Genomic DNA, 25,498 nt, shown 5'->3' on the forward strand with positions numbered 1-25,498 from the left:
CAGGGCGGAGACGCGCCGGGTTTCCGGACGCCCATCCGCTACGCGCTCGGTGGCAGCCTGAACAGGCGCCCGCCCGTGGGCCGTAGACAGGGTTCAGCATACTGGCAGAGCTCACAGCGGATGGGCCTTTTGAAGCCGTTTGCGTCCCTTCGCGCGCGCTGCAGTGCGAACGTGTTCGGTCGAAGCGAACCCCACCGCCCGTAGCCGGATTTGCTCAGTGTGAGCCTTCAACGTAGAATGGTTAGGGCCTGTATGATACGTGCGGCCTACGATGGCGTAGAGGAGGGAACCATGCACTTCCAGCTCACTGACAACCAGCAGATGCTGCGCGACACGGTGCGGCAGTTCGTTGAAAAAGAGGCCGCGCCGACGGTCGCGCAGCGCGATGAGGAGGCGATCTGGCCAACCGACCTGGTCAAGAAGATGGGCGAGTTGGGGCTGCTTGGCGTGGCCGTCTCGGAGGAGTACGGCGGCGCCGGTCTTGACTACGTCTCCTACGCGATCGTGATCGAGGAACTGAGCCGGGTTGACGCCTCCCTGGGCGTGATCGCCTCGGTCAATAACTCGCTGGTGTGCTACGGTCTGGAGAAGTTCGGCACCGAGGAGCAGAAGCGCGAGTTGCTGGTTCCCCTGGCCTCGGGGCGCATGCTGGGCGCCTTTTCGCTCTCCGAGCCTGGCGCCGGCTCCGATGCCGCTGCGCAGAAAACCACTGCCGTGCGCGATGGCGATTCGTATGTGATCAACGGGGTGAAAAACTGGGTCACCAACGGTGATCACGCCGATACGATCATTCTGATGGCGATGACCGACCCGAGCAAGGGCCACCGGGGGATCACCGCCTTCCTGGTTGACACCCACGCTCCTGGTTGCAGCATCGTCAAAGTGGAGAACAAGCTAGGCATCCGCAGCGCCCATAGCTGCCAGATGGCCTACGACAACTACCGGCTGCCGGCCTGGCGCCGTCTGGGGGAGGAGGGCCAGGGTTTCAAGATCGCCATGACCATTCTCAACGCCGGGCGCATCGGGATCGCCGCCCAGGCCGTGGGCATCGCTCAGGGGGCCTACGAGGCCGCGCTCAACTACACCCGCATCCGCGAGCAGTTTGGCCGCCCCATCCACGAGTTCCAGGCCGTCGGCTTCACCCTCGCCGATATGGCCACTCGCATCAAGGCCGCCCGCCTGCTCACCTACGAGGCCGCCTGGCGCAAGGATCAGGGCCTTGACTTCGTGAAGGACGCTTCGATGGCCAAGCTCTTCGCCTCGGAAACGGCGATGTGGACGGCTACCAAGGCCATCCAGCTTCACGGCTCCAATGGCTACTCCAAGGAGTACCCCGTGGAGCGCTACTTCCGTGATGCCAAGATTACGGAGATCTACGAGGGCACCAGCGAGATCCAGCGCCTGGTGATCAGCCGGGAGATCACCAGGCACTAGGTTTTGGATTTTGGATTGTGGATTGGGGGTGACTCATCTGGAAGGGGTGGAGAAAGGTGGTTTCTCCTCCCTCACGCCGGCGCCGGCAATAATGCGTTTAGCGCCCGCACCAGGCGCGCCTGGGCCGTGGGGACGGGATCGCTCAATTCGACGGCCCATTCCCGGTTGCCGATGCGGGTCACTATCTCATAGCCGTAGCCGTCGCGCGTGGCGCTGCGCTGGTCCCGCGGCGCGCGGGTCAGTTCGCTGCGCAGGATCAGGCGCTCCAGCCGGGCCACTTCCGCTGCTGACAGGCGTCGCGGGTTTCCCTGCGCGCCCTCCAGCGGCAGCACCCGGCCGTTGCGGTAGACGATAATGCCCCGCGAGGTGAAGCGCAGACCGCCGCTCTTGCGATAGGCGATCAGGCCGTTGCGAGGTAGCCGCAGCCGGTCGTCGGCCCCCGCCCCGGCGCCTTCGGACGTCTGCGACTCGCTCAGGCGCGTGTCATGGCCCCCTGCCAGCGCGCCGCCCAGTTTGATGCTCTCGGCAGGGACGGCTGGTTCCTCAGTCTCGTCGCTCATTGCACCACCATGCTTGCGATCACCCGCTCAAAGCGCCAGCTCTGTCGGTCGAAGACCTGATCCGGCGCGCTGAAGGTGACATAATATGACTGATCAGCAGTAACGATGATGTACTCGCGGGCGCGCACCACCACCGGCAACGAGGCGCGCCGCGGCTCGTCAATCGGCTGCACGACGTAGGCAAACTCGGTCACAATCGCCCGCGCCCCGCCGACCTCGGTCTCAGCCTCGTTGAGGAAATGGTAACCGGTGAGCGCCTGCCGTTGCTCCACCCGCCGGTCGAGCAGGGTCTGCAAGGTGGGCGGATTGGCCGGGTCGAGGGGGCGGCTCTCGACCGTCATGGATGTTTTGACCGCCGAGGGTGTGGCCGGGTCAACCACGCGCAGCACGACGTCCTGGAGCGACTCGACGGCGATCCAGTCGGCCGGATACTCGAAGCGCAGCGGCGTCGCCTCGTCCTGGAAGGCGCGGGTGCGAGTAATGACGCTGGTCATCAGCAGCCAGCCGCCAAGGAGGAAGAGCAGCGCCGCCAGGGCCACGCCGATGTCCTTGGGCCGCATGCGCAGGGTGTAGATCGGCTCGTTGCGCGCCAGGTCGCTCATTCGCTTCTCCAATCTACCGCCTGGCCCGGCGCAGGGTTGCTGCGGTGCTGCGGCGCATGAGCGCCGCCAGGGTCAGAAAGGCCCCCAGAGCGACGATCAGACCCATGAGCAGCGAGCGCCAGGGAGCCACCTGGAGGCCCGCCGCGCTGACCTCGCTGATCAACCAGCTAAACACGCCGTTGAGCGCCGTCGCCAGAACGTAGCCCAGGGGCACCCACCAGACCGGCTTGTGCTCGAACCTGGCCTCGGCCATGAACCAGCCCTGGAGACCGCCAAACGACGCTGCGGCCAGCGCTGTCGTCACTGTGGCGATCACCCCGGGGCCGAGGGCCACGCCGTCGTTGGCCAGCACGAAGGACAGGTTGCTGACCATAGCGATGCCCAGGCCGGCCATAGTGCCGTAGATGATCCCGTCCACCCGTTCGTCGAATTCGGGGGTGTCGTAAACCAGCAGGCGCACGGCGACGTAGACAATGGCCTGGTAGGTGGCGCCGATGATCAGGATCGAGGCTAGCAGCGAGGTCAGCGTGGTGCGCGGCGCCCACTCGCTTACCCGGAACCAGTCATAGATGATGCGCCGGGCGAATACGTCGGCAAGCAGCGCCGCGAGGAGAAAGACCGCCGCAACGCGCTGTTTCGGCTCCGGCTCCAGGCGGTCCTGCTGGTAGAAAAAGACCAGCCAGAGGAGCGACGGGATGATCGCCAGCAGCACGCCGGCCACCAGCAGGGCCGGGCCGCTCAAGGGGCCGATCCGGTCGGCGAGATAAGCCACCACGGCCGCCAGCGCGGCCATCCCGCCGATCTGCAAGGCGGTCGCTCGCCAGAAGCCGAGGCGGGGCCGATTGACCTTCTCGAAGCAACGCGCGCAGTAGGCGCGCCCGCCGAGGGTCTGGTACGGCGGGGTCAGCGGCGCGTGGCAGATGCAGCATTCAATCGGGTTGTTCTTTTTCTCTGGCATTGCTTTTCCTGGAGGGCTGCGCCCTCGCACACCCTCCTATGGGGCTGTGCACGAAGTTCTTCGCTAACTTCACCCTCTCCCCGACCCCTCTCAGGTATAGGGTTGGTCGAGCGAGCAGGGGTTTTCGGCATTCCAATGCGCTTACGATCCTCACCCCCCCAGCCCCCCTCTCCCGCGTGCGGGAGAGGGGGGAGTTGGGCGTCCCAACGCCCCGGATGGCGCAAGCGACACGAGGATGCGCCGGAAAACCCTGCGCCTGAGAACTCCCCGATCCTCCTCCGCCGGGGGAGGGCGCCCAACTCCTCCCCCCAACAGGGGGAGGCCGGGGGGCGGAAATGCCGGGAAACCTTGTTCACAGACTACATCATGGTCAGATCAGTATATTTCTGGGAGGGCGTCGCCCTCCCGCCCCTCTATCTTCCCCGGCGCAGTTCCGCATCCACCCGGTAAGGGTTGGCGGCATCGGCAGGGATGGACACCTCCTGGTCGGCGATGATGGGCCGGTAGCCGGCGCCAAAGACGATGACGCTGTAGGTCTGGCCGCGGGGCACGGCCTGCTGGGTCCGGTAAACCCCTTGCCGGTCGGTAACGCCGAGGGTCAGCACTTCATTGGGCGAGATCGTGTCATCGGCGGCGGCCTGGCTGGCAGTGATCCCCGGACGCATGACGATAAACTGCACGCCTTCGACTCCCCGGCGGGTGCTGGCATCGGTGATTTGCCCCTGGATGTAGACCAGATCGGCGTTGCTGGTCGGCGGCGCGGCCGGTCCCTCGCCGGTGGTGCAGGCGATCAGCGCCACGTCGTCAACGAAAATGCTCGAGACGTTGCCACGAGGGTTCTCCGAGGCGAAGACCAGGCGGACACTGCGACCGGCCAGACGCGAAACGTCGAAGCTCCGTTCGCGCCAGACGTCGTCTCCGCCACGCGAGGAGATCTCCTCGACCACCAGGATCGGATCGCCCTGGAGGGTGGCGAACAGGGCGGTGAAACGGGCGTCAGGGGCGAAGGCGCCGAAGAGGCCGGTGGTTTCTTCGTGGACCAGGCGGGCATAGCGCAGTTCCACGCGGGTGGCGTTGGCGGGCATGCGTATATCCTGGTAGAGGTACTGGAGGGTCTCCTGATCCTGCCCGCCGAGCCAGGCGCTGTAGCGCCCGCTGCGCGGCAGTTGGGTGTCGATGATCGGCGCGTCGCCGCGCACGACCTCGACCCACGGATCGCGTTGTTCGAAACCGCCGGCGACCACGATATCGCTACAGCCGGCAGGCAGGGCCGGGGCGGGCCGTTCCGGGGCGGGGCCGCCCGAGGGCACATCGGTCGTGTCGGAGATCACCGGGCCGCCTGGCGTCGCCTGGTCGGTGATGCCCACCCGCGCAAAAGCCTCGCGCACAGCCTGCACCTCGGCGCCCTGGCCGTACAGATCGGCGGCGGCGCGGGCGCTGGCGTTAACCGCGTCCACGAAATTAGCGACTGGAGTAAGGTACTGCGTTAACGCGCGATAGGCGATCTGTTCGGTCTTCTCGCGACCGATGGCCTGCGCCAGCAGGTAATGGGCATGGTTGGGTATGCCGCTGTTAATGTGCACGCCGCCATTGTCGGCGCGGCGCGTGTTGGGGAGATTGGCGTACTCGGCCATTGTAGCCGGCTGGCCGATACCCTGCAACGGATCGCGCGGGTCGTAGGCGCCCTCGGCGTTGGGGTCCTGCATGCTGCGCAGATAGCGCCGCGGATAGGGCGGCGATTTGATGACGTCTTCGCCGATCAGCCAGTCGTCGCGGTCAATCATTACTGCGAAGACGTCAGAGTAGGACTCATTCAACGCGCCCGACTGCCCTTCGTAGATCAGGTCGGCGGTATACTGGGTGACGCCGTGGGTGAACTCGTGGGCGATGACGTCCAGCCCGAATGGCAGCGGTTTGAAGATGCGACCGCCATCGCCATAGATCATCTGGTTGTACTCGCCCACCCAGGCGGCGTTCTCGGCATCCTGAGGATCGCTGCCGAAGTTGACGGTAGAGACGAGGGGCATGCCCCGCCCGTCAATCGAGTTGCGCTGAAAGGTCTTGAAGTAGTAGTCGTAGACGATGCCGGCGCCGTCGTGGGCCGCCTGGGCCACCGGGTCGCGCGAGCGCTCGCCTTCGTCAATGATCAGCCGACCCGGCACGCGGGTGGTATTCTGGGCGGTGAAGGTGCGCCGGCGCCTGGTGTGCATGATCGTGTCGAAGGCGTGGATGACCAGCGGCCGCCGGGCGTTGACGAAGTAGGTCCACTGGCCCAGGGGGGTCGTGGTGAGGATGGTGAGTTGCCAGGCCAGCGCGGCCCTGCCTCGTTCGTCCACGTAGACCACCAGGCGGGTTCTGGCGGGAACGGGATGGATCTCAATCTCCGCCTGTTCGTCAGGGTCGAGCTGTTTGCCGCGCAGGTCGAGCAGCGCGACGGACAGGGCCGCCTCCGGGGTGACGGCGGGGCTGGCAGCGATCGCGATCTGCGGATGGAACTGCCCGTTCACGGCGACGATACGCTGGTCGGGATCAAGATGCACGACCAGTTGGCGGCCGAAGACGGGCAACCCCTGGTACACCTGATCGAAGCGCAGATGGGTGAAGCCAAGCTGCGCATCGGGTTCGTAACGCAACAGGCGCAGTTCCTCGCTGGCGCTGCGCAGGCCGAAGAGGGCGCGATTCTGGTCGAGAAAGCCGCGCGCGATGGCCTCGGGTTTGCCAGCCTCGGCGGCGGTGGGAACATATGGCAGCCGGTCGTCGGCGCGTGCCGGCTGTACGAAGCGGGCCACCCCGGTCAGCGGGTCGAAGGTCGCCAGGAGCGGGGCCTCGGTGCGGGCCTGGAGGGTGGCAAAGGCTTGCCGGGGTGTGATACTGTCAGATAGGGGGAGGGGCGCCGATGTGAGCTGCGTGTCGGCGAAACGGATAGCGTGCGGCGGGCGAGACCAGGTCGGCGGCAGCATGGTCAACGCATAAGCGAGAACGAGCAGCGCGAGCGGGATCTGGCGACGCCCGGCGAGAATTGGTCGCTTCATGCAGTCTCTGTCCTGAGGCAGCGAACTCGTAGCCGTGACGTGAGCGGCGTGTCGCTTTAATTTATGCCGTCACTGGAGACGAGAAGAAGCATGAGAAGGAAGGTGTCGTCCTCGCAAAACATAACCTGTTACGACCAGATTGTCAAGCCAGGCCGGGGTCGCCAGGGCCGCAGCGACGATTGCCGCCAGCGTTGCAGCGGGGGCGGCTTCGAGACAACAAGGTCGTTCGGAGCAAGCCCCGAACGACCTGGCATCAGCCCTGACCGACGCCCGCATCAATCGCTCGACTCGCGAGCGAGATAGTAGGTCAGACTGTGCAGCACGGCGACCGGATCGATGTAGCGCACCCAGACATCATCGGGGGTCTGCAGCACAATGGGGGCGTAATTCAAAATAGCGCGAACGCCGGCCTCGATGAGCAGGTCGGCGACGTGCTGGGCCTGGGCCGCCGGGACGGCAATGATCGCCAGGCGCACATGATGTTCGCGGATGACGCGGGCAAGCTGGTCCAAAGGCAGGATGGTCAGGTCGTTGACCCGCTGGCCGATCTTGGCGGGGTCGGTGTCGAACAGGCCGACGATCTGCAACCCCTGCTTGTGAAAGCCCTCGTAGCGGGCGATGGCCTGCCCGAGGTAGCCAACGCCGACCAGGACCAGCGGCCAGCGCTGGTTCAACCCGAGGATGCGCTCGATGTGGTTCAGCAGTTTCTCGACATCATAGCCGATGCCTTGTTTCCCGAACTCGCCGAAGTACGAGAGATCCTTGCGAATCTGGGCGGCGGTGACATTGATACGCTCGCCCAGTTCCTGCGATGAAACCGAATGCACTCCTTCTTCAAGCAGGTAGCGCAGGCTACGGGCATAGAGCGGCAACCGCCGGATGACAACATCGGGTGGCACGTCCAGGCGATCCACAGGCGCCTCCGGGGGTCAGGCTGTACGTTTTGTGAAGTGTAGCACGAGCTTTCGGGATATGTCAAGCGTGGAGGTAAACGGAGACGGTAGAACGTTTTGTGACGCTCATGAGGCGCCTTTGCTCTGCGGGATCGATCACGCTGGTATAATAACAGCCGGAAGGGGGCCGTGGCGCTGCCGCGGTCGCCCGGCGTGTAGAAACGATAGCTGGCGCGGGAGACGCGAGCCATAGGCTATAGGGCATTGCGTCTCCCATTCGACGCGACGGAAGGAGCCACAAGCCATGGCGGAATCACTTGATGCCCAGCCAATCGGCGCGTTTCTCGACGCGCTGGCCTCGAACGCGCCAGCGCCAGGCGGCGGCAGCGCAGCGGCGCTCGCAGGGGCGATGGCGGCGGGACTGGTGAGCATGGTCTGCGCGCTCACCGTCGGCAAAAAGCAGTTTGCAGCGATCGAAGATGAGGTGCGCGGCGTGCACGCCCGTTCCGAGGCGCTGCGGCAGGAGTTTCAGCAACTGGCGGCAAAGGATATCGAAGTGTTCGGACGACTGTCGGCTGCCTATAAGTTGCCTCGCACCACCGAGGCTGACGCGGCCACCCGTCAGGCCGCCATTCAGCAGGTCACCCGCCAGGCCACCGAGGTGCCGCTGCGCATCGCCCAGGCCGCGGCCAGTATTCTCCCCCTCTGCACCACTCTGGCGCCCAAGGTGAGCCGGCTGGTGGTGAGCGATGTCGGCGTGGCGGCGGTGCTGGCCCGCGCGGCGGTGCAGAGCGCCATTCTCAACATCGAGATCAACCTGAGCGGGCTGGAGGATCAGCTCTTCGTGCGCGAAACCCGCGCGCAGGTGGAAGATCTGACCATTGGCCTCAGCGAGGAGACCGAGGGGATCATTGCGATTGTGCGGAGTCGCATTACTCAGTAACTCATTCGAGATTTTGGATCGAGCGTGGCGCGGCTGGGCAGCTCAAAGATGCGCCGGCGCCCGCGCCGGTTTGCCTGGAACTGTGGCATGACTGCAACGCTGCTCGAAGGCAAGGGCCTGGCCCAACAACTGCGCGCCGCCGCCCGCGCCGAGATCGTCACCCTCACCGAACAGCTTGGTCGCGCTCCGTGCCTGGCAGTGATCCAGGTGGAGGGCGATCTGGCCTCCAGTCGCTATGTGCGGAGCATCGGGCGCCTGTGCGAAGGCGCGGGGGCCGCCTTTCGTCTTGAACTCCTGCCCGCTGACGCGTCCCTGGAGGCCCTCCTGGCAACGATTGACATGCTGAATGCCGATCCGTCAGTGGATGGGATTCTGCTGCAATTGCCTCTGCCGCCCCACCTCGACACCTATGCCGCTGTCATGGCCCTCGACTATCGCAAAGACATTGACGGCGTGCATCCCATCAACGCCGGGTTGCTGGCTCAGGGGCGTCCGGCGATGGTGCCCAACACCCCCGCCGGCGGCATGGCGCTGCTGCAACACTATGGCGTGGAGTTGCGCGGCCGGCGGGCCGCTGTGGTGGGCCGGAGCGCCATCGTCGGGCGCCCGATGGCCCACCTGCTCACCATGGCTGACGCCACGGTGACCCTGTGCCACTCGCGCACGGTCGATCTTGGCGCCGTGCTGCGGGAGTGCGAAATTGTCTGCGTGGCCGTGGGGCGTCCGGGGTTAATCACTGCGGAGATGATCCGTCCCGGCGCCGTGGTGGTTGATTTTGGCACCAACGTGCGTGAGGACGGGAGCCTGGTCGGGGATGTGGACTTCGCTGGCGTAGTCGAGGTGGCCGGGATGCTCACCCCGGTGCCGGGGGGCGCCGGGCCGGTGACCAACGCGGCGCTGCTGGGGAACCTGGTCGCCGCCGCCCGTGGCCGCGCTGTCCGCTCGAAGTGAACTCGGGGTTCCGCCCGTCCCTTGTCTCCCACACCCTACGCAGGAGCGCAACCCGCGGGGTTGCGCGCGGGGCCTGGAAGTGTTTCGCCTGCTCGCGCGATCGCTGGCGAGCCCGGCGCCGCGCGGCGCAGCCGCTTATGAGGTCTATGAAAATCCTGGTGCTGGGCGCAGATGGCCGGACCCACGCTCTGGTCTGGAAACTCTTCAACCACGCGACCGCCGAGGTGCTGGTGGCCCCGGGCAATGGCGGGGCAGTGCAGTTGGCGGCCCGGGTCGATCTCGACCCGGCCAATGTGGTCGAAGTGGCCCGCTGGGCCTTCGCCGAACAGGTGGATCTGATCGTGCCCGCGGACAGCGGCCCCCTGCGCGCCGGGCTGGTGGATGAGGTCGTCGCGATGCACATCGGCGTGTGCGGCCCGGCGCAGCGCACGACGCTGATCGAGAGCAGCCGCTGCTTCGCGCGGGCCTTTCTGGAGCGCCACAGCTTGCCCCTGCCGCGCGGCCGGGTCTGCGAGGATCTTGCCACGGCCGAGAAGTACCTGGCCAGCCAGCCGCTGCCAGTGGTGATCAAAACCGATGATCCGGACGGCGGCGAGACGGTTCACAGCGACCGGTACGCGGCCCTGGAAGCCCTGCGGGCCGCCTTCACTACAATGGCTGGCGATGCGCGCGGCGTGGTGATTGAAGAGTATGCCGCCGGGCCGCTGGTGGGCTTCTCGGTCATTACCGATGGAACCACGGCCCTGCCATTGTTGCCGGTGCGCCTCTACGAGCAGCTTGGCCCTGAACCGGACAGCCCGGCGGCGCCGGGGATGGGCGCCGTCGCGGGGAACTCGGTCTACGCCCAGAAACTGGGGACCTATCTGCACCAGCACATCGCGCTGCCGATCATTGCCGGGTTGCGCCAGGAGAGGTTGCCCTACTGGGGGTTTCTCGGCATAGACTGCGTAATTACCGGGCACGGCCCCCGGGTGACGGGCCTGCGCTGCAGCCTCCGCGACATGGAGGCGCAGGCGGTGCTGCCGCGCCTGGAGAGCGACCTGCTGCCGTTAATCGAAGCGGCGATTGCGCGCCGGCTCGACCGCGAACCGCCGCTGGTCTGGCGCGATGAGGCCAGTGTGGCGCTGGCGCTGGTCCCCCAGGGGTACCCGCATCATTATCCGCTGGGGGCCGCCATCGAGGGGCTGAACGAGGTCGAGGAGGGCGTGCTGGTCTTTCATGGCCAGACTCACAATCCCGGCGGTCTGCGGTACGCGCCGGAGAGCCGGAGCGGACTGGCCGCGCTGTTGCGCGGCCCCGCTCCTGCCAGCGGCATTACGCTCACCGGCGGGCACGTGGTCACGGTGGTGGCCCTCGGAGCCACCCTCGCGGGAGCGCGGGGGCGCGCTCTGCTCAACGCTGAGCGTATTCGCTTCCCCGGACGCATCTATCGCGAGGATGTAGGCGCGCGCGAGTTTGGGTGGGTGTGACGTAAAGTTCTACACGTGCCGCGGCCCACCGACCCGCCGGGAGCCTGAAGGCTCCGGCTAGCATTGCGAAGGCTGCCTCCGTAGCCTGCTGAAGCCGGCGCAGGCCGGCTTCGCAGGACGTTAGCCCGCGGCTTCAGCCGCCGGGCGAAGGGGAACGTGCAGAACTTTTCGTCGCACCCAGTTTGGGTAGTGTGATTGACACAGGTGACGCAGCGTGTTATACTCAGCAGGGATAACGCAGCGCGTTATACACTGCCGTGGTAGTGAATGCTGTGGTATCATTCGAGCACCGCGGTAGGGTACAGCACATAGACGTGAGGAGGACCACTATGTCATCTGCCGAGGAAATCGAGGTCAACGTCCGGCAGATCGAAGAACCAGCGCCGCCTGCTGAGCAGCCCATCATGGTGCTCGACATCATGCGCAAGCTGCTGCTGGCTGGCGTCGGCGCGGTCGCGCTCACCCGCGACGAGATCGAGGCGTTCCTGAACCGGCTGGTCGAGCGTGGCGAAATCGCCCAGAAGGACGCGCAGCGCCTGCTTGATGAGACGATGGCGAAGTTCCGCAACGTGGGCCAGTCGCGGGTCGCGCAGGCTGAGAGCCAGGTGAGCAGCCTGTCGGTGCAGGTGGAAAATAATCTGGAGCAGTTCCTGAATCGGCTCAACATCCCCTCAAAGCGCGATATTGACGAACTGAGCGCCAAGATCGCCGAACTGGCCGCGAGGGTTGAGGAACTGCGCCTGGTGCAGGAGCAATCGGCCAAGGGGTCTTCTCGAAAAAACGCCGAGGTGAAGGCTGAAGGCTAGCCCGTAGCGCAGGTTGCGGGCGATGAAGACGCGCCGGGCGCGGGGGTTTGCCTCTGTGACCGGCGCGTCGGTCTTCAGGCAGGCACGACGCCAGCGGAGCGTGTTATAATACTTATACCGCACTGCCGAGACACCAAGGCCTATGCACATCATAAAGAAGTACGCCAACCGCAAGCTGTACCATACCAATAAGAAGCAGTACATCACCCTCGATGGGATTGCGAAACTGGTGCAGCAGGGTGAGGCGGTCCAGGTGCTCGATAATGAGACGGGCGAGGATATAACCGCCAGCATCCTCGCCCAGGTGGTCCTGCATACGCGCGGACGGTCCGGTCTCCAGTTGCCGACCCATATGCTGACGGGTCTGATCCAGATTGGCGGCGACACGCTCGCCGGCGTGCGGCGGGCCCTGTTCGCCTCCTTCGGCGGCGACGATCTGGTGGCGTCAGAGATTGAACGCCGCATTACCTGCCTGGTAGAGGCGGGCGAACTGACCGCCGATGAGGGAGAGCGGCTCTGCCAGCTCCTGTTGCGCAAAGAGTTCAGCCAGGGCGCTGACCAGAAGGGCGCCGAGCCGGTCGCTGAAGTGCCCTCGCGCAATGACGTCGCTCAACTCCACGCTCAGGTTGACGCCCTGACCCGGGCCATCGACGAGTTGCTCCGTGAAAAGCGTCAGCAGTAAGCGCCGGTTCGAATACGGGTGGCCCGCCGCTGGCAGAGTTTCGATCGCGATGATGAGCTTGATGGAAGATCGGGTTGCTATACCTGGGCGATGAGGCGTTATGCAACGTAGCAAGACGGCGCTTGTACTCGCTGGAGGGGGGATTGCCGGTGCAGCCTATGAGATCGGCGCCCTCTGCGCGATAGACCAGTTGCTTGAACAACTCTCGGTCAATGAGTTTGACATCTATGTCGGCACGAGCGCCGGCAGCTTGATCAGCGCCTGCCTCGCGAACAATATCTCTCCCCGCACCCTGCTCTCAGTTCTTGAGAGCCCCATGCTGGGCATTGAGCAACTGGAGCCGCATCATCTCTACTCGCTCAATGTGCCTGATCTGCTAGCCCGGATCCGCCGCCTGCCTGCGGCATTCGTGGAGATGGCCCGGCGGGTGATCGCCGAGGGTGGGGCGATTTCCCTGCTGGATCTGGTTGAGGCCCTGGCGGCCGGCTTGCCGACCGGGATCTACGACTCGCTGGCCCTCGAAGGCTACATCCGCGCCGCCCTCTCGTTGCCCGGACGCTCGAACCGCTTCGCCGACCTGCGCCGGGAACTGGCGATTATCGCCACTGATCTTGACACCGGTGAACGGGCCGTCTTCGGCCATCCGCCGCTCCACGAGGTGCCGATCTCGATGGCCGTCTGCGCCTCGGCGGCTCTGCCGCTCTTCTATCGCCCTGTGCGCATTGGCGACCGGGATTACATTGACGGCGGCATCCGCGGCACCGCCAGCCTCGACGTGGCTATTGAGTGCGGCGCCGAGTTGATCGTTTGCGTTAATCCCCTTGTTCCCTTTGATAATCGCGACCATTTCGAGGGTCGATCGTTTAGCGATGAGGGTATGACCCGGATTGGCAATCAGGTCTTCCGCACCTTTATCCATGCCGGTTTGCACTACCATCTGAAACAGGTGCGCCGCCGCCATCCTGATGTAGATATCATTCTGATCGAGCCGAATCGCCGCGATCACGTGATGTTCAATGATAATACGATGCGCTATAAGACGCGCATGACCCTCGCTCGCCACGGGTTTGAGACGGTTGCTTCACATCTCAATCAGCACTACTACTACTACCGCGATATGATGAAGCGCCACGGGATCAAGATTAGTAATGAGCGGCTCAACCACGATCTGCAGAATCTGCGCGCCGCCGGTGATGATTTCCACGCTGTGAAGGCTGCGCTGGTCTCGAATGGCTCTCTGCATACCGCCCCCGCCGGTCTCGCGCTGACGCTCGCCGAACTCGACCGTTTGCTGACACGCCTCGAAGAACGCTGCATCGGGCGCGCAGCGTAGCGTGGTTCTGGATTGATGCAAAGGCGCGAAGACGCAAGCGCCGGTAGTTTTGTGATGTCGCGCCTGCGCGTCTTCGCGCCTCTGCATCGCGGCGGGCAGCGTAAGTGAGAAGCCTCGCTTTTTTGAGCCTTGCTTCCTCTAGCGTACCTCATACCCGCTAATGGTCAGATCGCTCCGCCTGCCATTCCTTGCGCTCCTCCTCGTGGCCTTGCTGCCGGCGCTCCCCGCGATTGCCCCGCCTGCCATCGCCCAATCCGGCGGGCCGGTCCTCAGCGGCGCTCCTGAGACCCTGGCGGCGACAGTTGCGCTGGGGTCAACGGCCAGTCTGCAACTCTTCCTGCGCAATGAAAGCGCCGCGCCTGTGGCGCCCCGGCTGTACGAGGCCCTCCCCGCACCCGCCCGGCCCGCCGGTCTGGTTTCCGAGACCCGCGCGGCCCTGCCCGCGCAGGACGCGCGGGTTGATCCGCAGATCGCCCGCGAGCAGGCTGCCGCCCCCGATGGCCGGACCGAGTTCCTGGTTGTCCTGGCCGACCAGGCCGATCTCTCCGCCGCCTATGCTATCACTGACTGGGCTGCCCGCGGCGCATATGTCTACCAGACCCTGCGCGATCACGCCGAGCGCTCGCAACGCGCCCTGCGCGCCCTGCTCGACGCTCGTGGCCTCGCCTACCGCCCCCTGTGGATCGTGAACGCCCTCGCCGTCCGCGGCAGCGCCGACGACGTGGCCGCCATCGCCGCCCGCGCCGATGTGGCCGCGGTGCGCGCCAACCGCCTGGTGACCCTGGAGAGCCAGCCTGCCCGCGCTTCCGCCCAGACCGGTGGCGTCCCGTGTAATGCCGGCAGTGATGGCGCCTGCTGGCACCTTAACCAGGTGCGCGCCAATCGGGTATGGAGCGAGTTTGGCGTGCGCGGCGAGGGGATCACCGTGGCAAATATTGACAGCGGCGTGCGCTACGACCATCCTGCCCTGATTGAACAGTACCGGGGTTCAACCGGCGCTGGCGTGGATCACAATTACAACTGGTACGACCTGTTCGGCAACTCATCCGTACCGGTGGACTCGGGCGACCACGGCACGCACACGATGGGCCTGATGGTGGCCCGGAGCCTCTCGCCCGCCCAGCCCGCTGTGGGCATGGCCCCGCGCGCGCGCTGGATGGCGGTGCGCGCCTGTGCGGCCCGCGAGTGCAGCGAAGTGGACCTGATCCGCGCCGCCGAGTGGCTGCTCGCCCCGACCGACCTGGCCGGCGCCAACCCGCGCCCGGAGTTGCGGCCGCACGTGGTAAATAACTCATGGACCGCCGGGCAGAACGCTAACTGGTATGCCGGCTACGTGGCGGCGTGGCGGGCGGCAGGCATCTATCCGGTCTTCGCCGCAGGCAATAGCGGCAACCAGACCTGTGGCACGGTGCAGTCGCCCGGCGATTATGCCAATGTCACGGCCGTCGGTGCAGTTGACGCCACCGGCGGCCTTACCGGTTTCAGCAGTATCGGACCGACGGCTGACGGGCGCGTCAAGCCCGATCTGACCGCGCCGGGCAGCGGGATCTACTCGACCATCGCCGATCCAGGCCGGCTCTACGGCTCCAGCAGTGGCACCTCGATGGCCACGCCCCACGTCGCCGGAGCGGTGGCGCTGCTCTGGTCGGCGCGCCCGGATCTGATTGGCGATTACGACACGACCTACGCCATTCTCACCGCCTCGGCGTCGCCGCGCACCGACGACGCGCGTTACATGGGGACGGGCTACGCCGCCTGCCAGCCAGTGAACGTCCCCAATAACATCTACGGTTACGGCCGTCTCGATGTCTATGCCGCCATGGTCCAGGCACGGGTTGATGTTCCCTGGCTGGAGTTGCCCGCCGGACCGCTGGCCCCCCTCGGCGCGGGCGAGGCGGTCGCTGTGGAACTGCGCATTGACGCCAGGCGCGTGCCGGGCCCCGGCCGCTATCAGGCGCGGGTGCTTGTTCACGGGCCCGACCTGAACCGCGCCCCGCTAATGATTCCCGTGACCCTCGAGGTGCCTCCCGACGCCAGCCATGCCACCATCACAGGGCAGGTCACACGCAGTGATGATGGATACCCCTTGCAGGCAACAGTGACGGTTGTCGGCGGCGCCAGCGCGAGCACCGATGCCGAGGGGCGCTATCGCCTCGTACTGCCGCCTGCGACCGCGCCCTATACCTTGCAGGCCACAGCGCGCGATTACACGCGCCTCAGTCAGCAGGTAACGCCCAGACCCGGCGCGCAGATAACCCTCGACTTCCGCCTCGACCGCGATGTGCCGCGTCTGGCGGCTGAGACGACCCCGCGCGGCGTCGCCCTGGGGTTTGCCGAAACCGCGCTGGAGACATTCACCTTGCGCAACGAAGGCACCCGCACCCTGACGTACACCGTCAGAATCCCCGACGAAGCCTACGGGGTCTGGCGCAGCGATGAACCCGATGGACCGCCGCCAGCGTGGACGGCGCCGCCGCCGGACGCGGTGCAACTCCGCCTCGCCGATGACGGGGTGAGCGCGGCGGTGCCGATCGGCTTCGCCTTCCCGTACCGCGATGGCATCTACGAAGCGGTCACCATCGGCGCGAACGGATTCCTCAGCCTGCAACCCCTTACTGGGGAAACGCCGTTTACGCGCGCCTGCCTGCCTTTGCCGGAAACCGCCGCCGCGGCGATTGCGCCCCTGCGGGTGGACCTCGACCCGTCGCGCGATGGCGCGGCAGTGAGCTATGCGCGCCTGGCCGAGGGCTTCCTGGTCAGTTGGGTGAACGTGCCGCTCTATAGCGAACCGACGAGGCGCCTGAGCTTCCAGGTCTTGCTAATGCCTGACGGGCGCATCAGCCTGCGGTACCGGCAGGTAGGCCGACTGCCGGCGGCTGAGTCGGCGAGCTACGGTGTGCAATATAACTACCGCCAGGCGCAGACGCTCGGCTGTGGCGGCGAGCTGGACCTCGACGACGGGCTAACCATAGAACTGCGTCCACAGACGTCGCCTTCGACCTGGTTGCAGGCTGAAGCGACAGGTGGCAGCCTTACTCCGGGGATGGTGGGAGCCGTGCCGGTGCAGGTGCGCTGGATCTCGCCATCAGGCGCATGGCCGGCCAGTGGCGTCGTCGAGGTGCGGACGAACGATCCGGCGCGGCCGCGGGTACGTTTCACCGTGCGTCTCAGCTCCAGCGAAGCGCCGTACCGAACGTTTCTTCCCTGGTTTTCCAGCCGGCAGTGAGATGTCATTCGCGCGGGTATTAGTCAGATATTCACCTGCTCTCGTCCGCATCTTCCTCCGGCGGGAGTTCAGGACGTCGGGCGCCTACCCGTAATCGAGCAAGGCCGGGAGAGGGATAAACTGGTATACTATGCCCTGTGCGGGGAGGGAGTCGCCTCCCCGCAACCTCTTCTAAAGGACTGCGTGATGCCAACCTACACCGATGCCGTCTTTGCGCCGCTCGATGCCGACCATGTGCTGGAACGGGTGGCGGGCGGAAATGAAACCGAAGTCTACCGAAGCGACTCGGGGCGCCTGGCAGTGAAACTGAAAGCCGACTCGGGCGGCAGTTTCCTCAAAGCCCTGGCCCATGCCCGCGAGTTGCGCGCTGCGGCCGAAGCCTTCGCCGCCTGTCTTGGTCCGCGCTACAGCATCCCCAGCTACTTTCTGCTCGCCCGCGACAGCCAGGGGCGCGTGCAGACGCTGGTCGTGCAGCCCTATCTAGCCCATGCGCGTCCCCTGGCCCACCTCAACTACGGAGCGCTGTCGCGCCCGGAGCGGCAGGCGCTGGCGCGGGCCCTGCGCGACATCATCGCCCGGGCGCAACGAGCCTACTGGCGCACCGGCGCGATGCCGGACCTGTACGGGCGCGCCAGCCGCGGCCCGGAGGAGCGCCGGCGCAATCGCTCGCTCTGGCGTCTGCCTCAGCGGCTGTGGAGCTTTCTAGTTCAGCGCACGCTGCTCCGCTCGCACAACCTGCTCTGGACCGGCGACCCGGAACGGCTCGTTGTGCTGGTGGACTATGACCCCGTGCGGCGCAGCCGGCTCTACCGGCGGATCTATTACGCGGCGCGCCGGGCGCTCTTTCTCCGCGATCGACTGGTGATCCGCTTGATCCTCGGATGAACCTGAAAGCGCCAGTCTGTCGGCCCGACGCCTCGGGCGCAGTGAAGCGCTACGGGTCCAGCAATACCGGGTAGGCAAAACTGCCTGATCGGGGGGCTTCCCTGGGGCCGGTAATTCGTTATAATTCCCGCCACATCTGCGATCAATCCCAGTTGTTGGAACACATAAACGCAGGCATGCACCGTTGAAAGGGCGGCGCATGGCCACGCTTGCCCATGCGGCGGGCAGGCATGCGCCGTTATATGTTGCGCCAGGTTTCGAGGCCCCCGTGGGAAGGCTGCCGCGCCAGCCAGCTTCAGCCGCGACAGGAAGGTTCACAGGGAGGGCCTGACCTTCTCCGGAACAACTTACAGGGCTGCGAGCGCGGCTTGCAAGCATGGAGCGCAGGATAAGGAAGGAGGAACCGATGCTGAGCTTCGACCCGATGAACCCGGAAGAGAACGCCAACACGATCACCCATGGGGTCGGGGCGGTGGCAAGCGTGATTGCGGGAGCCACCCTGGTGGGCATGGCGGCGGGGAGCGGCGATCCCTGGCGCATTGTCGGCGCGACGGTTTTCAGCATTGCCCTGGCGCTGTTATACACCGCCTCCACGCTCTTCCACTGGGAGCAGGATCATCGGTGGAAGCGACGCTACGAGATTATTGACCACTGCGCGATCTTCGTGCTGATCGCCGGCACCTATACGCCGTTTACGCTGGTAACTCTGCGCGCCACCGTAGGCTGGCCGCTCTTCACGGTGATCTGGAGCCTGGCCGTCGCCGGGGTCGTCTTCAAGCTGATCTTCGCCACGCGCTTCCGGTTGATCTCCACCCTGATCTACATCGCGATGGGCTGGTTGATCATCCTCGCTGCCGGACCGATGCTCCAGGCTCTGCCGCTTCCTGCAGTTATTCTGCTCGCTGCTGGCGGCATCGCCTACACGGGAGGCACATACTTTTTTTACCACGAGCGGATTGTCTACGGGCACGCGATCTGGCACCTGTTTGTGCTGGCGGGAAGCATCTGCCACTTTCTGGCGGTGGCCAGCCAGGTGGTGCGCTAAACGTCTATCCGCATATCCAGGGCCTCCGCTCCGTCCTGAGAGGGCAGCGCCTCCAGCCCTTTCTGGCAGGCGGAGGCCCGGGGAAATCGGGTTTCCCCGCCCTCCTCCGAGGGTGAGGAGATGAATGGTTAATAGCTTACTACTGGCGTGTGACGTTTATTACCAGAAACTATCTCCCGGCAGTGCTAGAGTAAAGGCCGATCCCAGGACAAGCCAGCGGGAAGGATTCTCTTGTGAAGCACGTGCTCGTTATTCATGACGATAGCGGCGATGAGACCGCGACCATCGAGATGCTCGGCACGCCCGTGCAGGTGCGCCGGATCGGCTGCGGCGGCGATCTGGAGCTTGCCCGGCGGCTGATTGCTGAACATGATGGACAGGTGAGCGCGATTGCGTTGGAGAACATGCCGGCCAACCTGCAACTCGGCCCGGCCCGGCAGCCCCATGCCCTGGGGAGCGCCCTGGCCGCCACGGCTCGACAGACGCCGGTGGTGGATGGCAGCGGCGTGCGCCCGATGCTGGAGCGATGGGGCGTCATCCTCGCCGATCGCGCCCAGCCGGGCATCTTCAGCCGGAAGCGGGTGCTGATGGTGCCCGGTCTGAACCATGATGGCCTGGCCCACGCCCTGTCGCGCCGGGGCTGCACGGTCCGCTACGCCGATCCGGTGGTCTTTTTCGGCATGCCCGACCTGCCGGGAGTTGGCAGCCCCGCCACCCTGCCGCGGGTGGCCGCGCCGACGCTGGAGTGGCTCAAGACGGCCCCCTTCCACCGGGTCGTCCCGCGTCCCGGCACGCCGCGCAACCCGCGCCCGGCTGCGCCCTTTGCCTGGGCCGATCTGCTGGCCGGGGAGATCGGGGCTATCCGGCGCTACGCGCCCGCCTCGCTCCGTCGCAAGACGATCGTCGTCGAGTGGGCCAGCGCGGAGGATCGCGCCGATCTGCAGGCGCGGGGCGCTTCGATTGTAGTCTCCTTGCTTGACGGGCTGATCCCTGTGGATGGCCTGCGACACTGGTCGGCGGCGACGGTCGAAGCCTTGCTGGCGGCGCTGCGCGCCAACCCCGAGGCGCCGCTCACCGAGGACACCTACCTCGATCTGCTGGCCGAGATTGACTGGTCGCCGGCGATCACCTACTTGCAGCCTGAAGACGCCGGGATCAACAAGTTCGCCTTTGTGATCCACCCGCTGAACGTCGGGTTTATCCATGCGCATCCCTGGTTCGGCTGGACGCGCTATCTGCCCGATGATCTGGTCGAGGCCGTGGCGGCCTACTTCCCGCCGATCTACGTCGGCAAGGTGAGCGGGGTGCGCTCGGCGGCCACCGGCCAGCGGGTCGAAGGCTACCTGATCTCGCTGGGCGCCACGCCGCGCCAGATGATGCGCCACGGAGAACGTTTCACCTACGCGCGCCTGAACCAGGCCGCGCGCATGGCCGAGCGTATGGGCGCGCGGATCATGGGGCTGGGCGCCTTCACCAGCGTGGTGGGCGACGCCGGCGCCACCGTGGCCCACGAGGCCGATATCGCCATTACCAGCGGCAACAGCCTGACAGTGGCCGCCACGCTCGAGGCGGCCAAACAGGCCGTCCGCAAAATGGGGGCTACCGACCTGACTCAGGGCCGGGCCATGGTTATTGGCGCAACCGGGTCCATTGGCTCGGTGTGCTCGCGTCTCCTGGCCCAGGCCATCCGCGATGTGGTGCTGGTGTCAATCGAGCCGGAAAAACTGATCGCCCTGAAGCGCACCATCGAGGCGGAGACGCCAGGGGCGCGGGTGGTGATCGCCACTCGCTCTGATGAACTCGCCGGCGAATGCGACCTGATCGTCACCGCCACCTCGGCCTTTGGCCAGCGCGTGCTCGATATCACCCGCTGCAAGCCCGGGGCGGTGATCTGCGACGTCGCCCGTCCGCCCGACATTAGCGAGGCTGAGGCCGCCCTGCGCCCGGATGTGCTGGTCATCGAAAGCGGCGAGGTGCTGTTGCCAGGCGAGGTTTCCATCAGTTACAACATCGGCCTGCCGCCGGGCACGGTCTACGCCTGTCTGGCGGAGACCGCCCTGCTGGCGATGGACGGGCGCTTCGAGGATTACACGATCGGCCGCAACATCACCATGGAGCGGGTCAAAGAGATCTACCGTCTCTTCAAGAAGCACGGGTTGCAACTGGCCGGCCTGCGCTCCCTCGGGGCCTATGTGACCGATGAGGATGTGCTGGCCAAACGCGCCCTTGCCGACAGGTTGCGGGCCGATCCCGCCCTGTTCGCCCGCACCCGCGCCGAGGCCGCCGAGCGGCTGGCCCGCATCCCCGCCGCATCCAAGGGCGTGCGCGCGCGGCGCTCCGGGCGGATGCGCTGGGTCTGGGCCGCGGTTGGCGTCGCCCTGGCGGGGATCGGGCTGCGTCGCCGCGCTGCGCGCGCCACCCCCACAGCCGCCGCCTATGAGGAGGTGACCCGATGAGCGACCGTTCTGCGCGAACGCCATTCTCCAACATTGATGCGTACTGGCTCCATATTGACGAGCCAGTCAACCCGATGGTGATCACGACCCTCTGGGGCTTCGATCAGCCGATCGCCTTCGACGACCTGCGCGCAATCGTCCGCGACCGGCTGCTGGTCTTCGAGCGCTTCCGCCAGCGCATGGTCGAGCCGCGAGGCGACGGTCGCCCCTACTGGGAACTGGCCCCTGATTTTGAACTGAGCGCCCATCTGCACCATATCGCCCTCCCCGGCGACGGCACTCAGGCCGACCTGCGCGATCTCGTCAGCGACTTGCTCAGCGCCACCCTCGACCGCTCTCGCCCGCTCTGGCAGATGTACCTGGTTGATCGCTGCGGCCCGGGATGCGCCCTGATTATGCGCCTGCACCATTGCCTGGCCGATGGCATCACCTTGAGCCACATGCTCCTTGGCCTGACTGATGAGGGGGCGGCGAAGGCCGCCGCGGAGCCGCGACACAACCATCACGCCTCGCGCTCGCCCCTGGCGCTGATCAGCGATATGGCCCGCGCAGCCGATCACGCCCTCCACGAGGGCTGGGAGTTGATCACCCATCCCGACCAGTTGCTGCAGATGGGCCTGAGCAGCGCGGGCGCGGCCGGCAAATTGATGCTGATGGGGCCTGACCCGCAGACCCCGTTGAAGGGGCCGCTCAGCGTCGCCAAACGCGCCGCCTGGACCGGGCCGGTGCCTCTGGCCGACGTGAAAGCAGCCGGGCGGGTCACTGGCGCGACCATCAACGATGTGTTGCTTGCCGCCGTCAGCGGCGCCCTGAGCCGGTATCTGCGCGGGCGCGGAGTGGACGTGACCGATCTGACCATCCGCGCGGTCGTGCCGGTGAACCTGTTGCCGCCCGGCGCGCACCCCGATGGCGGCAACCACTTCGGGCTGGTCTTCGTCTCCTTGCCGCTCGGCGTGACCGACACGGTGGAACGTGTCAGGCGCATCCATGCCGAGACCAGCGCCATCAAGCGTTCACCCGAAGCCGTCATAGCTTTTGGGTTGATGGAGGCGATGGGCGCGGCCCCCGTGGAGGTCGAGCGTTTCGGCGTGGACATCTTCGCCGCCAAGGCGACTGTGGTGATTACGAACGTGCCGGGGCCGCGCGAGCCGTACTCCCTGGCCGGGCAGTTGATCCGCCGCGTCATGTTCTGGGTGCCGACAGCCCGGCTGGGTCTGGGGATCAGCATCCTGAGTTACAATGGAGAGGTGCAAATCGGCGTTCTCGCCGATGCGGGCCTCGTGCCCGACCCGGAGCGGATCGTTGTCGCCTTCCACCAGGAGATGGACGAGTATATCGCCCTCGCCCGGCAGGTCGGCGCCGTCTGAACCCGGGCCGGCAGGCGGAGACGCCGCGCGGAACGTCTCCAGGCGCGCGCTCTGGCCCGACGGGGGCCGGGAAGGTTGTATCTGAGCAGCAATTAACCGAAGGTCGGTATGCCAATTGATCTTGATCAAGTCAAAGTACGCCACAACCCTGCGGCGCAACGCTTCGAGGCGCTGGTCGAGGGTCAACTCTCCGTCGCCGAGTACCGGCTCGATGGCCGGCGCATCCTGTTCACCCATACCGAGGTGCCGCCAGCCCTGCGCGGTCAGGGCGTCGCCGCGAAGGTCGTGCGTGCGGCCCTCGACTACGCCCGCGAGTCCGGTCTCATCGTGGTCCCCCTCTGCTGGTACGTGGACGCCTTTATTCGCCGCAACCCCGAGTACCGCGACCTGCTGGGGTGAGCCCGGGCGCCGCACGCGGGTTTGGAGCGCGCTGCGCCGCAGAAGAGGATAATGGACGGCAAGCCTTATAGATGGCAATCCAAAATCTACAATTCAAAATGATATAAGTAGTCTGTAAACAAAGTCTTTCGCTAAATGCCCATCCCCTCCCCAATCCTCCCCCGCCGGGGGAGGGCGTCCGCCTCCGCCCCCAACGGGGGGAGGCCGGGAGGGGGGTGGAAAGGCCAGGAAACTTACTTTACAGACTAATAAGTCCCGCAGGCGGGGGATGGGGAACCTGACGTTCCCCATCCCCCCACTTGCTCTGCGGATCGGGAGGATTGCCCTTTTCTGGACCCGCTTCCGGGGCCTATGCAAAGCTGTCTCCTGCGGTAGTGCGCGGAGCTGGCCTCGGGTCTTTGCGCCAGCCGTAGCCTCCTCCTTTTATCCGTTCGGTTATTTGCTGTTACGGCCCTCTGCTATACTCGTGCCGACTCGTCCTCTCGTGCATAATGCTCTCAACTCAACGACAGCATAACCATAACAACATAGGCGCCGGTATGAGCACACATTTTCCCTCCGACCCGACAGCACTGATGGCCGACTACGAGCGTTTGCGGGAGCGAGTTGCGCAACTGGAGGACGTTACCCGGGCAAAGCGGCAGGAAAATGAACTGCGCATCTTCAAGTTGCTGGTGGAGAACGCCCCTGACGGCATCGGCATCGCCGACAACGATCTGGTATTGACCTACGCCAATCCCGCCTTCGCTGCGATGCTGGGCTACCCCGGCCTGGCCGGCATGACAGTGCCGGCGATTACCCATCCCGATGATCTACCGATATTGAGCGCCATCGCCGAACAGGTGATTCGGGGCGAGACCCCGTGCGAAACAATACGCTATCTGCGCAGCGACGGTGCGACGGTCACGGTGCAGGCCTCAGCGCTGGCGCTGCGCGACGGTGAGGGCAACCTGATCGGCTATGCATCAATCAATCGCGACATTACCAGACAACTTGAAGCAGAGGAGAGTCTGCGCGCCAGTGAGCAGCGCAACCGCGCGCTGCTCAACGCCATTCCCGATCTGTTGTTCGTACTCACTGCCGATGGCGTTTTTCTCGATTTCAAAGCAGATAACAGCGGCGACCTGCTGCTGCCGCCCGAAGCGTTTCTCAACCGGAAGGTCGCCGATGTCCTGCCGCCGCATCTGGCTGAACAGGTCATGACCCACATCGAAGCGCTCAAACGCACCCATACGATGCAGACCTACGAGTATCAGGTTGTCATCAACGATGAGTTGCGTGATTTTGAAGCGCGCATGGTGCAGAGTGACGACGATGTGCTGGTGCTATCGCGTGACGTAACGAAGCAGCGGCGCGCCGAACGCGAACGGCAGGCGATGCAGGAGCAGATCATCGAGGCTCAGCAGGCGACGCTGCGCGAGCTGAGCACGCCGCTGATGCCTATCGCCGACGGCGTGGTGGCGATGCCGCTGATCGGCACGATTGATACGTTGCGCGCGCAACAGATTATGGAAGCGCTGCTCGAAGGCATCGCTGATCACCGTGCCCGTTTCGCCATCCTCGACATTACCGGAGTGAAGGTGGTGGACACGCAGGTGGCCGGGGCGCTGATCCGCTCGGCGCAGTCCGCTCGCCTGCTCGGCGCGCGGGTGGTGCTGACGGGCATCAGCCCGGAGATTGCCCAGACCCTCGTGCACATTGGCGCCGATATGCGCGAGATGATCACCAAACCAACGCTGCAACAGGGTATCGCCTACGTGCTCGAGCAGTAGAGGTGAAGACAGGGCGTATACCAGAGGGTTGGGAGTCGCCACGCCCCTCTTACACTTCACTAATGCTCCGCTAGCGTCCCCACAACACCCGGCTGGTACACTGGAAGCGCTAACGGGGACGGTTCCGTTGGCCTGAGTGGCGTAACCGCCTCCAGCGGCCGCCGGGAGAAGACCTATGAGTACCCTCCATGCCTTGTCGAGCCGCCAGCCCCTGGTGATGGGAGGGCTGGCCCTGGCGGTTATCGCCGCCACCATGATCCTGCTGTTCGCTGTGACGCCCCCGGCGGTCGCTGGCATCCTTAGCGTGTTGCTCGTTCTGGCAATCGTCGCCCTGCAAGGGTTTATGACCGCCCGCGCGTCGCCCCGCGCAGCCCGTGCCCAACCGCAACCTGCCGGTGGCAACGCCGCGCCCCTGCTGCGGCTCACCCTCGCCGATGGCGAGGTGCTCGTCGCCCGCGAAGTGGACCTGGGGCAGCCCGGCGAGCACCGGCTGTTGCTCACCCGCAGGGGGTATATGCTGGTTAATGCTGCGGGCGAGGTGATCTACCGGTTATAAGTCAAGGTTCAGCTCGAGCGTTCCAGCCTGGCAGTTGCTCAATCGCTCTTTGGAGGTGCGGAGGTGTGGAGGTGTGGAGCTGTAGGGGTGTGAAAGCCTGATGCTCAAGCCGGTGTGTGCGCCTTTGCC

20 protein-coding genes and 1 pseudogene are annotated in these 25,498 nt (G+C 65.6%); 16 read left to right on the forward strand and 5 right to left on the reverse strand.

Features of this window, described 5'->3' with window-relative positions; all coding sequences use genetic code 11:
- Window positions 1–291: 291 nt before the first annotated feature.
- Entirely contained in the window at window positions 292–1,434 is a 1,143-nt protein-coding gene (locus NZU74_03430; GenBank protein MCS6880362.1) for an acyl-CoA dehydrogenase, read from the forward strand.
- A 71-nt stretch (window positions 1,435–1,505) separates the two neighbouring features.
- Here the strand turns inward: NZU74_03430 and NZU74_03435 are convergent, their stop codons facing one another.
- From NZU74_03435 to NZU74_03455, 5 genes are all read right to left on the reverse strand, one after another.
- Entirely contained in the window at window positions 1,506–1,994 is a 489-nt protein-coding gene (locus NZU74_03435) for a hypothetical protein (GenBank protein MCS6880363.1), read from the reverse strand.
- Complete coding sequence (locus NZU74_03440) at window positions 1,991–2,596, reverse strand: hypothetical protein (protein ID MCS6880364.1); 606 nt, start codon at window positions 2,594–2,596, stop codon at window positions 1,991–1,993. The genes NZU74_03435 and NZU74_03440 overlap by 4 nt, the downstream gene beginning before the upstream one ends.
- A 13-nt stretch (window positions 2,597–2,609) precedes the next feature.
- Window positions 2,610–3,554 (reverse strand): PrsW family glutamic-type intramembrane protease, encoded by a 945-nt coding sequence (locus NZU74_03445; protein MCS6880365.1) that lies wholly within the window; start codon window positions 3,552–3,554, stop codon window positions 2,610–2,612.
- A 413-nt stretch (window positions 3,555–3,967) separates the two neighbouring features.
- The gene (locus NZU74_03450; GenBank protein ID MCS6880366.1) at window positions 3,968–6,586 is read right to left on the reverse strand and encodes a M4 family metallopeptidase; all 2,619 of its coding nucleotides are present in this window, start codon (window positions 6,584–6,586) and stop codon (window positions 3,968–3,970) included.
- 275 nt (window positions 6,587–6,861) lie between these two features.
- Window positions 6,862–7,500, reverse strand: a complete 639-nt coding sequence (locus tag NZU74_03455) for a redox-sensing transcriptional repressor Rex (protein ID MCS6880367.1) — start codon at window positions 7,498–7,500, stop codon at window positions 6,862–6,864.
- Between the two features lie 283 nt (window positions 7,501–7,783).
- Between NZU74_03455 and NZU74_03460 the strand changes: the two genes are divergently transcribed.
- The 15 genes and pseudogenes from NZU74_03460 to NZU74_03530 all read left to right on the forward strand — a co-directional run bounded on the left by NZU74_03460 (window position 7,784) and on the right by NZU74_03530 (window position 25,369).
- Window positions 7,784–8,422 carry a cyclodeaminase/cyclohydrolase family protein gene (locus tag NZU74_03460; protein MCS6880368.1) on the forward strand — a complete coding sequence of 213 codons (639 nt, stop codon included), beginning with the start codon at window positions 7,784–7,786 and terminating at the stop codon, window positions 8,420–8,422.
- A gap of 87 nt (window positions 8,423–8,509) precedes the next feature.
- Window positions 8,510–9,373 carry a bifunctional 5,10-methylenetetrahydrofolate dehydrogenase/5,10-methenyltetrahydrofolate cyclohydrolase gene (locus tag NZU74_03465; protein MCS6880369.1) on the forward strand — a complete coding sequence of 288 codons (864 nt, stop codon included), beginning with the start codon at window positions 8,510–8,512 and terminating at the stop codon, window positions 9,371–9,373.
- A gap of 146 nt (window positions 9,374–9,519) precedes the next feature.
- Window positions 9,520–10,842: a phosphoribosylamine--glycine ligase gene (locus NZU74_03470; protein MCS6880370.1), complete on the forward strand. Its 1,323-nt coding sequence runs from the start codon at window positions 9,520–9,522 to the stop codon at window positions 10,840–10,842.
- Between the two features lie 329 nt (window positions 10,843–11,171).
- Window positions 11,172–11,648 (forward strand): phasin family protein, encoded by a 477-nt coding sequence (locus tag NZU74_03475; protein MCS6880371.1) that lies wholly within the window; start codon window positions 11,172–11,174, stop codon window positions 11,646–11,648.
- 142 nt (window positions 11,649–11,790) lie between these two features.
- Window positions 11,791–12,330, forward strand: coding sequence for a pesticidal protein Cry15Aa (locus NZU74_03480; protein ID MCS6880372.1), 540 nt, complete (start codon window positions 11,791–11,793; stop codon window positions 12,328–12,330).
- Window positions 12,331–12,430: 100 nt separating this feature from the next.
- The gene (locus tag NZU74_03485; protein MCS6880373.1) at window positions 12,431–13,663 is read left to right on the forward strand and encodes a patatin-like phospholipase family protein; all 1,233 of its coding nucleotides are present in this window, start codon (window positions 12,431–12,433) and stop codon (window positions 13,661–13,663) included.
- Window positions 13,664–13,823: 160 nt separating this feature from the next.
- A pseudogene (locus NZU74_03490) lies at window positions 13,824–15,449 on the forward strand (S8 family serine peptidase).
- 213 nt (window positions 15,450–15,662) lie between these two features.
- The gene (locus tag NZU74_03495; protein ID MCS6880374.1) at window positions 15,663–16,889 is read left to right on the forward strand and encodes a carboxypeptidase-like regulatory domain-containing protein; all 1,227 of its coding nucleotides are present in this window, start codon (window positions 15,663–15,665) and stop codon (window positions 16,887–16,889) included.
- Between the two features lie 186 nt (window positions 16,890–17,075).
- Window positions 17,076–17,774, forward strand: a complete 699-nt coding sequence (locus NZU74_03500) for a hypothetical protein (protein ID MCS6880375.1) — start codon at window positions 17,076–17,078, stop codon at window positions 17,772–17,774.
- A gap of 406 nt (window positions 17,775–18,180) precedes the next feature.
- Window positions 18,181–18,819, forward strand: coding sequence for a hemolysin III family protein (locus NZU74_03505; GenBank protein MCS6880376.1), 639 nt, complete (start codon window positions 18,181–18,183; stop codon window positions 18,817–18,819).
- A 233-nt stretch (window positions 18,820–19,052) separates the two neighbouring features.
- Complete coding sequence (locus tag NZU74_03510) at window positions 19,053–21,275, forward strand: serine carboxypeptidase (protein MCS6880377.1); 2,223 nt, start codon at window positions 19,053–19,055, stop codon at window positions 21,273–21,275.
- Window positions 21,272–22,642 carry a wax ester/triacylglycerol synthase family O-acyltransferase gene (locus tag NZU74_03515; protein ID MCS6880378.1) on the forward strand — a complete coding sequence of 457 codons (1,371 nt, stop codon included), beginning with the start codon at window positions 21,272–21,274 and terminating at the stop codon, window positions 22,640–22,642. The genes NZU74_03510 and NZU74_03515 overlap by 4 nt, the downstream gene beginning before the upstream one ends.
- A 108-nt stretch (window positions 22,643–22,750) precedes the next feature.
- Window positions 22,751–23,041: an N-acetyltransferase gene (locus NZU74_03520; protein ID MCS6880379.1), complete on the forward strand. Its 291-nt coding sequence runs from the start codon at window positions 22,751–22,753 to the stop codon at window positions 23,039–23,041.
- Window positions 23,042–23,580: 539 nt separating this feature from the next.
- Window positions 23,581–24,813: a PAS domain-containing protein gene (locus NZU74_03525; protein ID MCS6880380.1), complete on the forward strand. Its 1,233-nt coding sequence runs from the start codon at window positions 23,581–23,583 to the stop codon at window positions 24,811–24,813.
- 175 nt (window positions 24,814–24,988) lie between these two features.
- Window positions 24,989–25,369, forward strand: a complete 381-nt coding sequence (locus NZU74_03530) for a hypothetical protein (protein MCS6880381.1) — start codon at window positions 24,989–24,991, stop codon at window positions 25,367–25,369.
- Window positions 25,370–25,498 lie beyond the last annotated feature (129 nt).

The sequence above is a fragment of the Chloroflexaceae bacterium genome (genome assembly GCA_025057155.1).
In the GTDB taxonomy this organism is placed as follows: Bacteria; Chloroflexota; Chloroflexia; order Chloroflexales; family Chloroflexaceae; genus JACAEO01.

Excerpts from the sequence above, each read along its gene's own strand:
- NZU74_03430 (MCS6880362.1), top strand. The coding sequence starts at position 292 with ATGCACTTCCAGCTCACTGACAACCAGCAGATGCTGCGCGACACGGTG.
- NZU74_03435 (MCS6880363.1), bottom strand. The coding sequence starts at position 1,994 with ATGAGCGACGAGACTGAGGAACCAGCCGTCCCTGCCGAGAGCATCAAA.
- NZU74_03440 (MCS6880364.1), bottom strand. The coding sequence starts at position 2,596 with ATGAGCGACCTGGCGCGCAACGAGCCGATCTACACCCTGCGCATGCGG.
- NZU74_03445 (MCS6880365.1), bottom strand. The coding sequence starts at position 3,554 with ATGCCAGAGAAAAAGAACAACCCGATTGAATGCTGCATCTGCCACGCG.
- NZU74_03450 (MCS6880366.1), bottom strand. The coding sequence starts at position 6,586 with ATGAAGCGACCAATTCTCGCCGGGCGTCGCCAGATCCCGCTCGCGCTG.
- NZU74_03460 (MCS6880368.1), top strand. The coding sequence starts at position 7,784 with ATGGCGGAATCACTTGATGCCCAGCCAATCGGCGCGTTTCTCGACGCG.
- NZU74_03465 (MCS6880369.1), top strand. The coding sequence starts at position 8,510 with ATGACTGCAACGCTGCTCGAAGGCAAGGGCCTGGCCCAACAACTGCGC.
- NZU74_03470 (MCS6880370.1), top strand. The coding sequence starts at position 9,520 with ATGAAAATCCTGGTGCTGGGCGCAGATGGCCGGACCCACGCTCTGGTC.
- NZU74_03475 (MCS6880371.1), top strand. The coding sequence starts at position 11,172 with ATGTCATCTGCCGAGGAAATCGAGGTCAACGTCCGGCAGATCGAAGAA.
- NZU74_03480 (MCS6880372.1), top strand. The coding sequence starts at position 11,791 with ATGCACATCATAAAGAAGTACGCCAACCGCAAGCTGTACCATACCAAT.
- NZU74_03485 (MCS6880373.1), top strand. The coding sequence starts at position 12,431 with ATGCAACGTAGCAAGACGGCGCTTGTACTCGCTGGAGGGGGGATTGCC.
- NZU74_03495 (MCS6880374.1), top strand. The coding sequence starts at position 15,663 with ATGATTCCCGTGACCCTCGAGGTGCCTCCCGACGCCAGCCATGCCACC.
- NZU74_03500 (MCS6880375.1), top strand. The coding sequence starts at position 17,076 with ATGCCAACCTACACCGATGCCGTCTTTGCGCCGCTCGATGCCGACCAT.
- NZU74_03505 (MCS6880376.1), top strand. The coding sequence starts at position 18,181 with ATGCTGAGCTTCGACCCGATGAACCCGGAAGAGAACGCCAACACGATC.
- NZU74_03515 (MCS6880378.1), top strand. The coding sequence starts at position 21,272 with ATGAGCGACCGTTCTGCGCGAACGCCATTCTCCAACATTGATGCGTAC.
- NZU74_03520 (MCS6880379.1), top strand. The coding sequence starts at position 22,751 with ATGCCAATTGATCTTGATCAAGTCAAAGTACGCCACAACCCTGCGGCG.
- NZU74_03525 (MCS6880380.1), top strand. The coding sequence starts at position 23,581 with ATGAGCACACATTTTCCCTCCGACCCGACAGCACTGATGGCCGACTAC.
- NZU74_03530 (MCS6880381.1), top strand. The coding sequence starts at position 24,989 with ATGAGTACCCTCCATGCCTTGTCGAGCCGCCAGCCCCTGGTGATGGGA.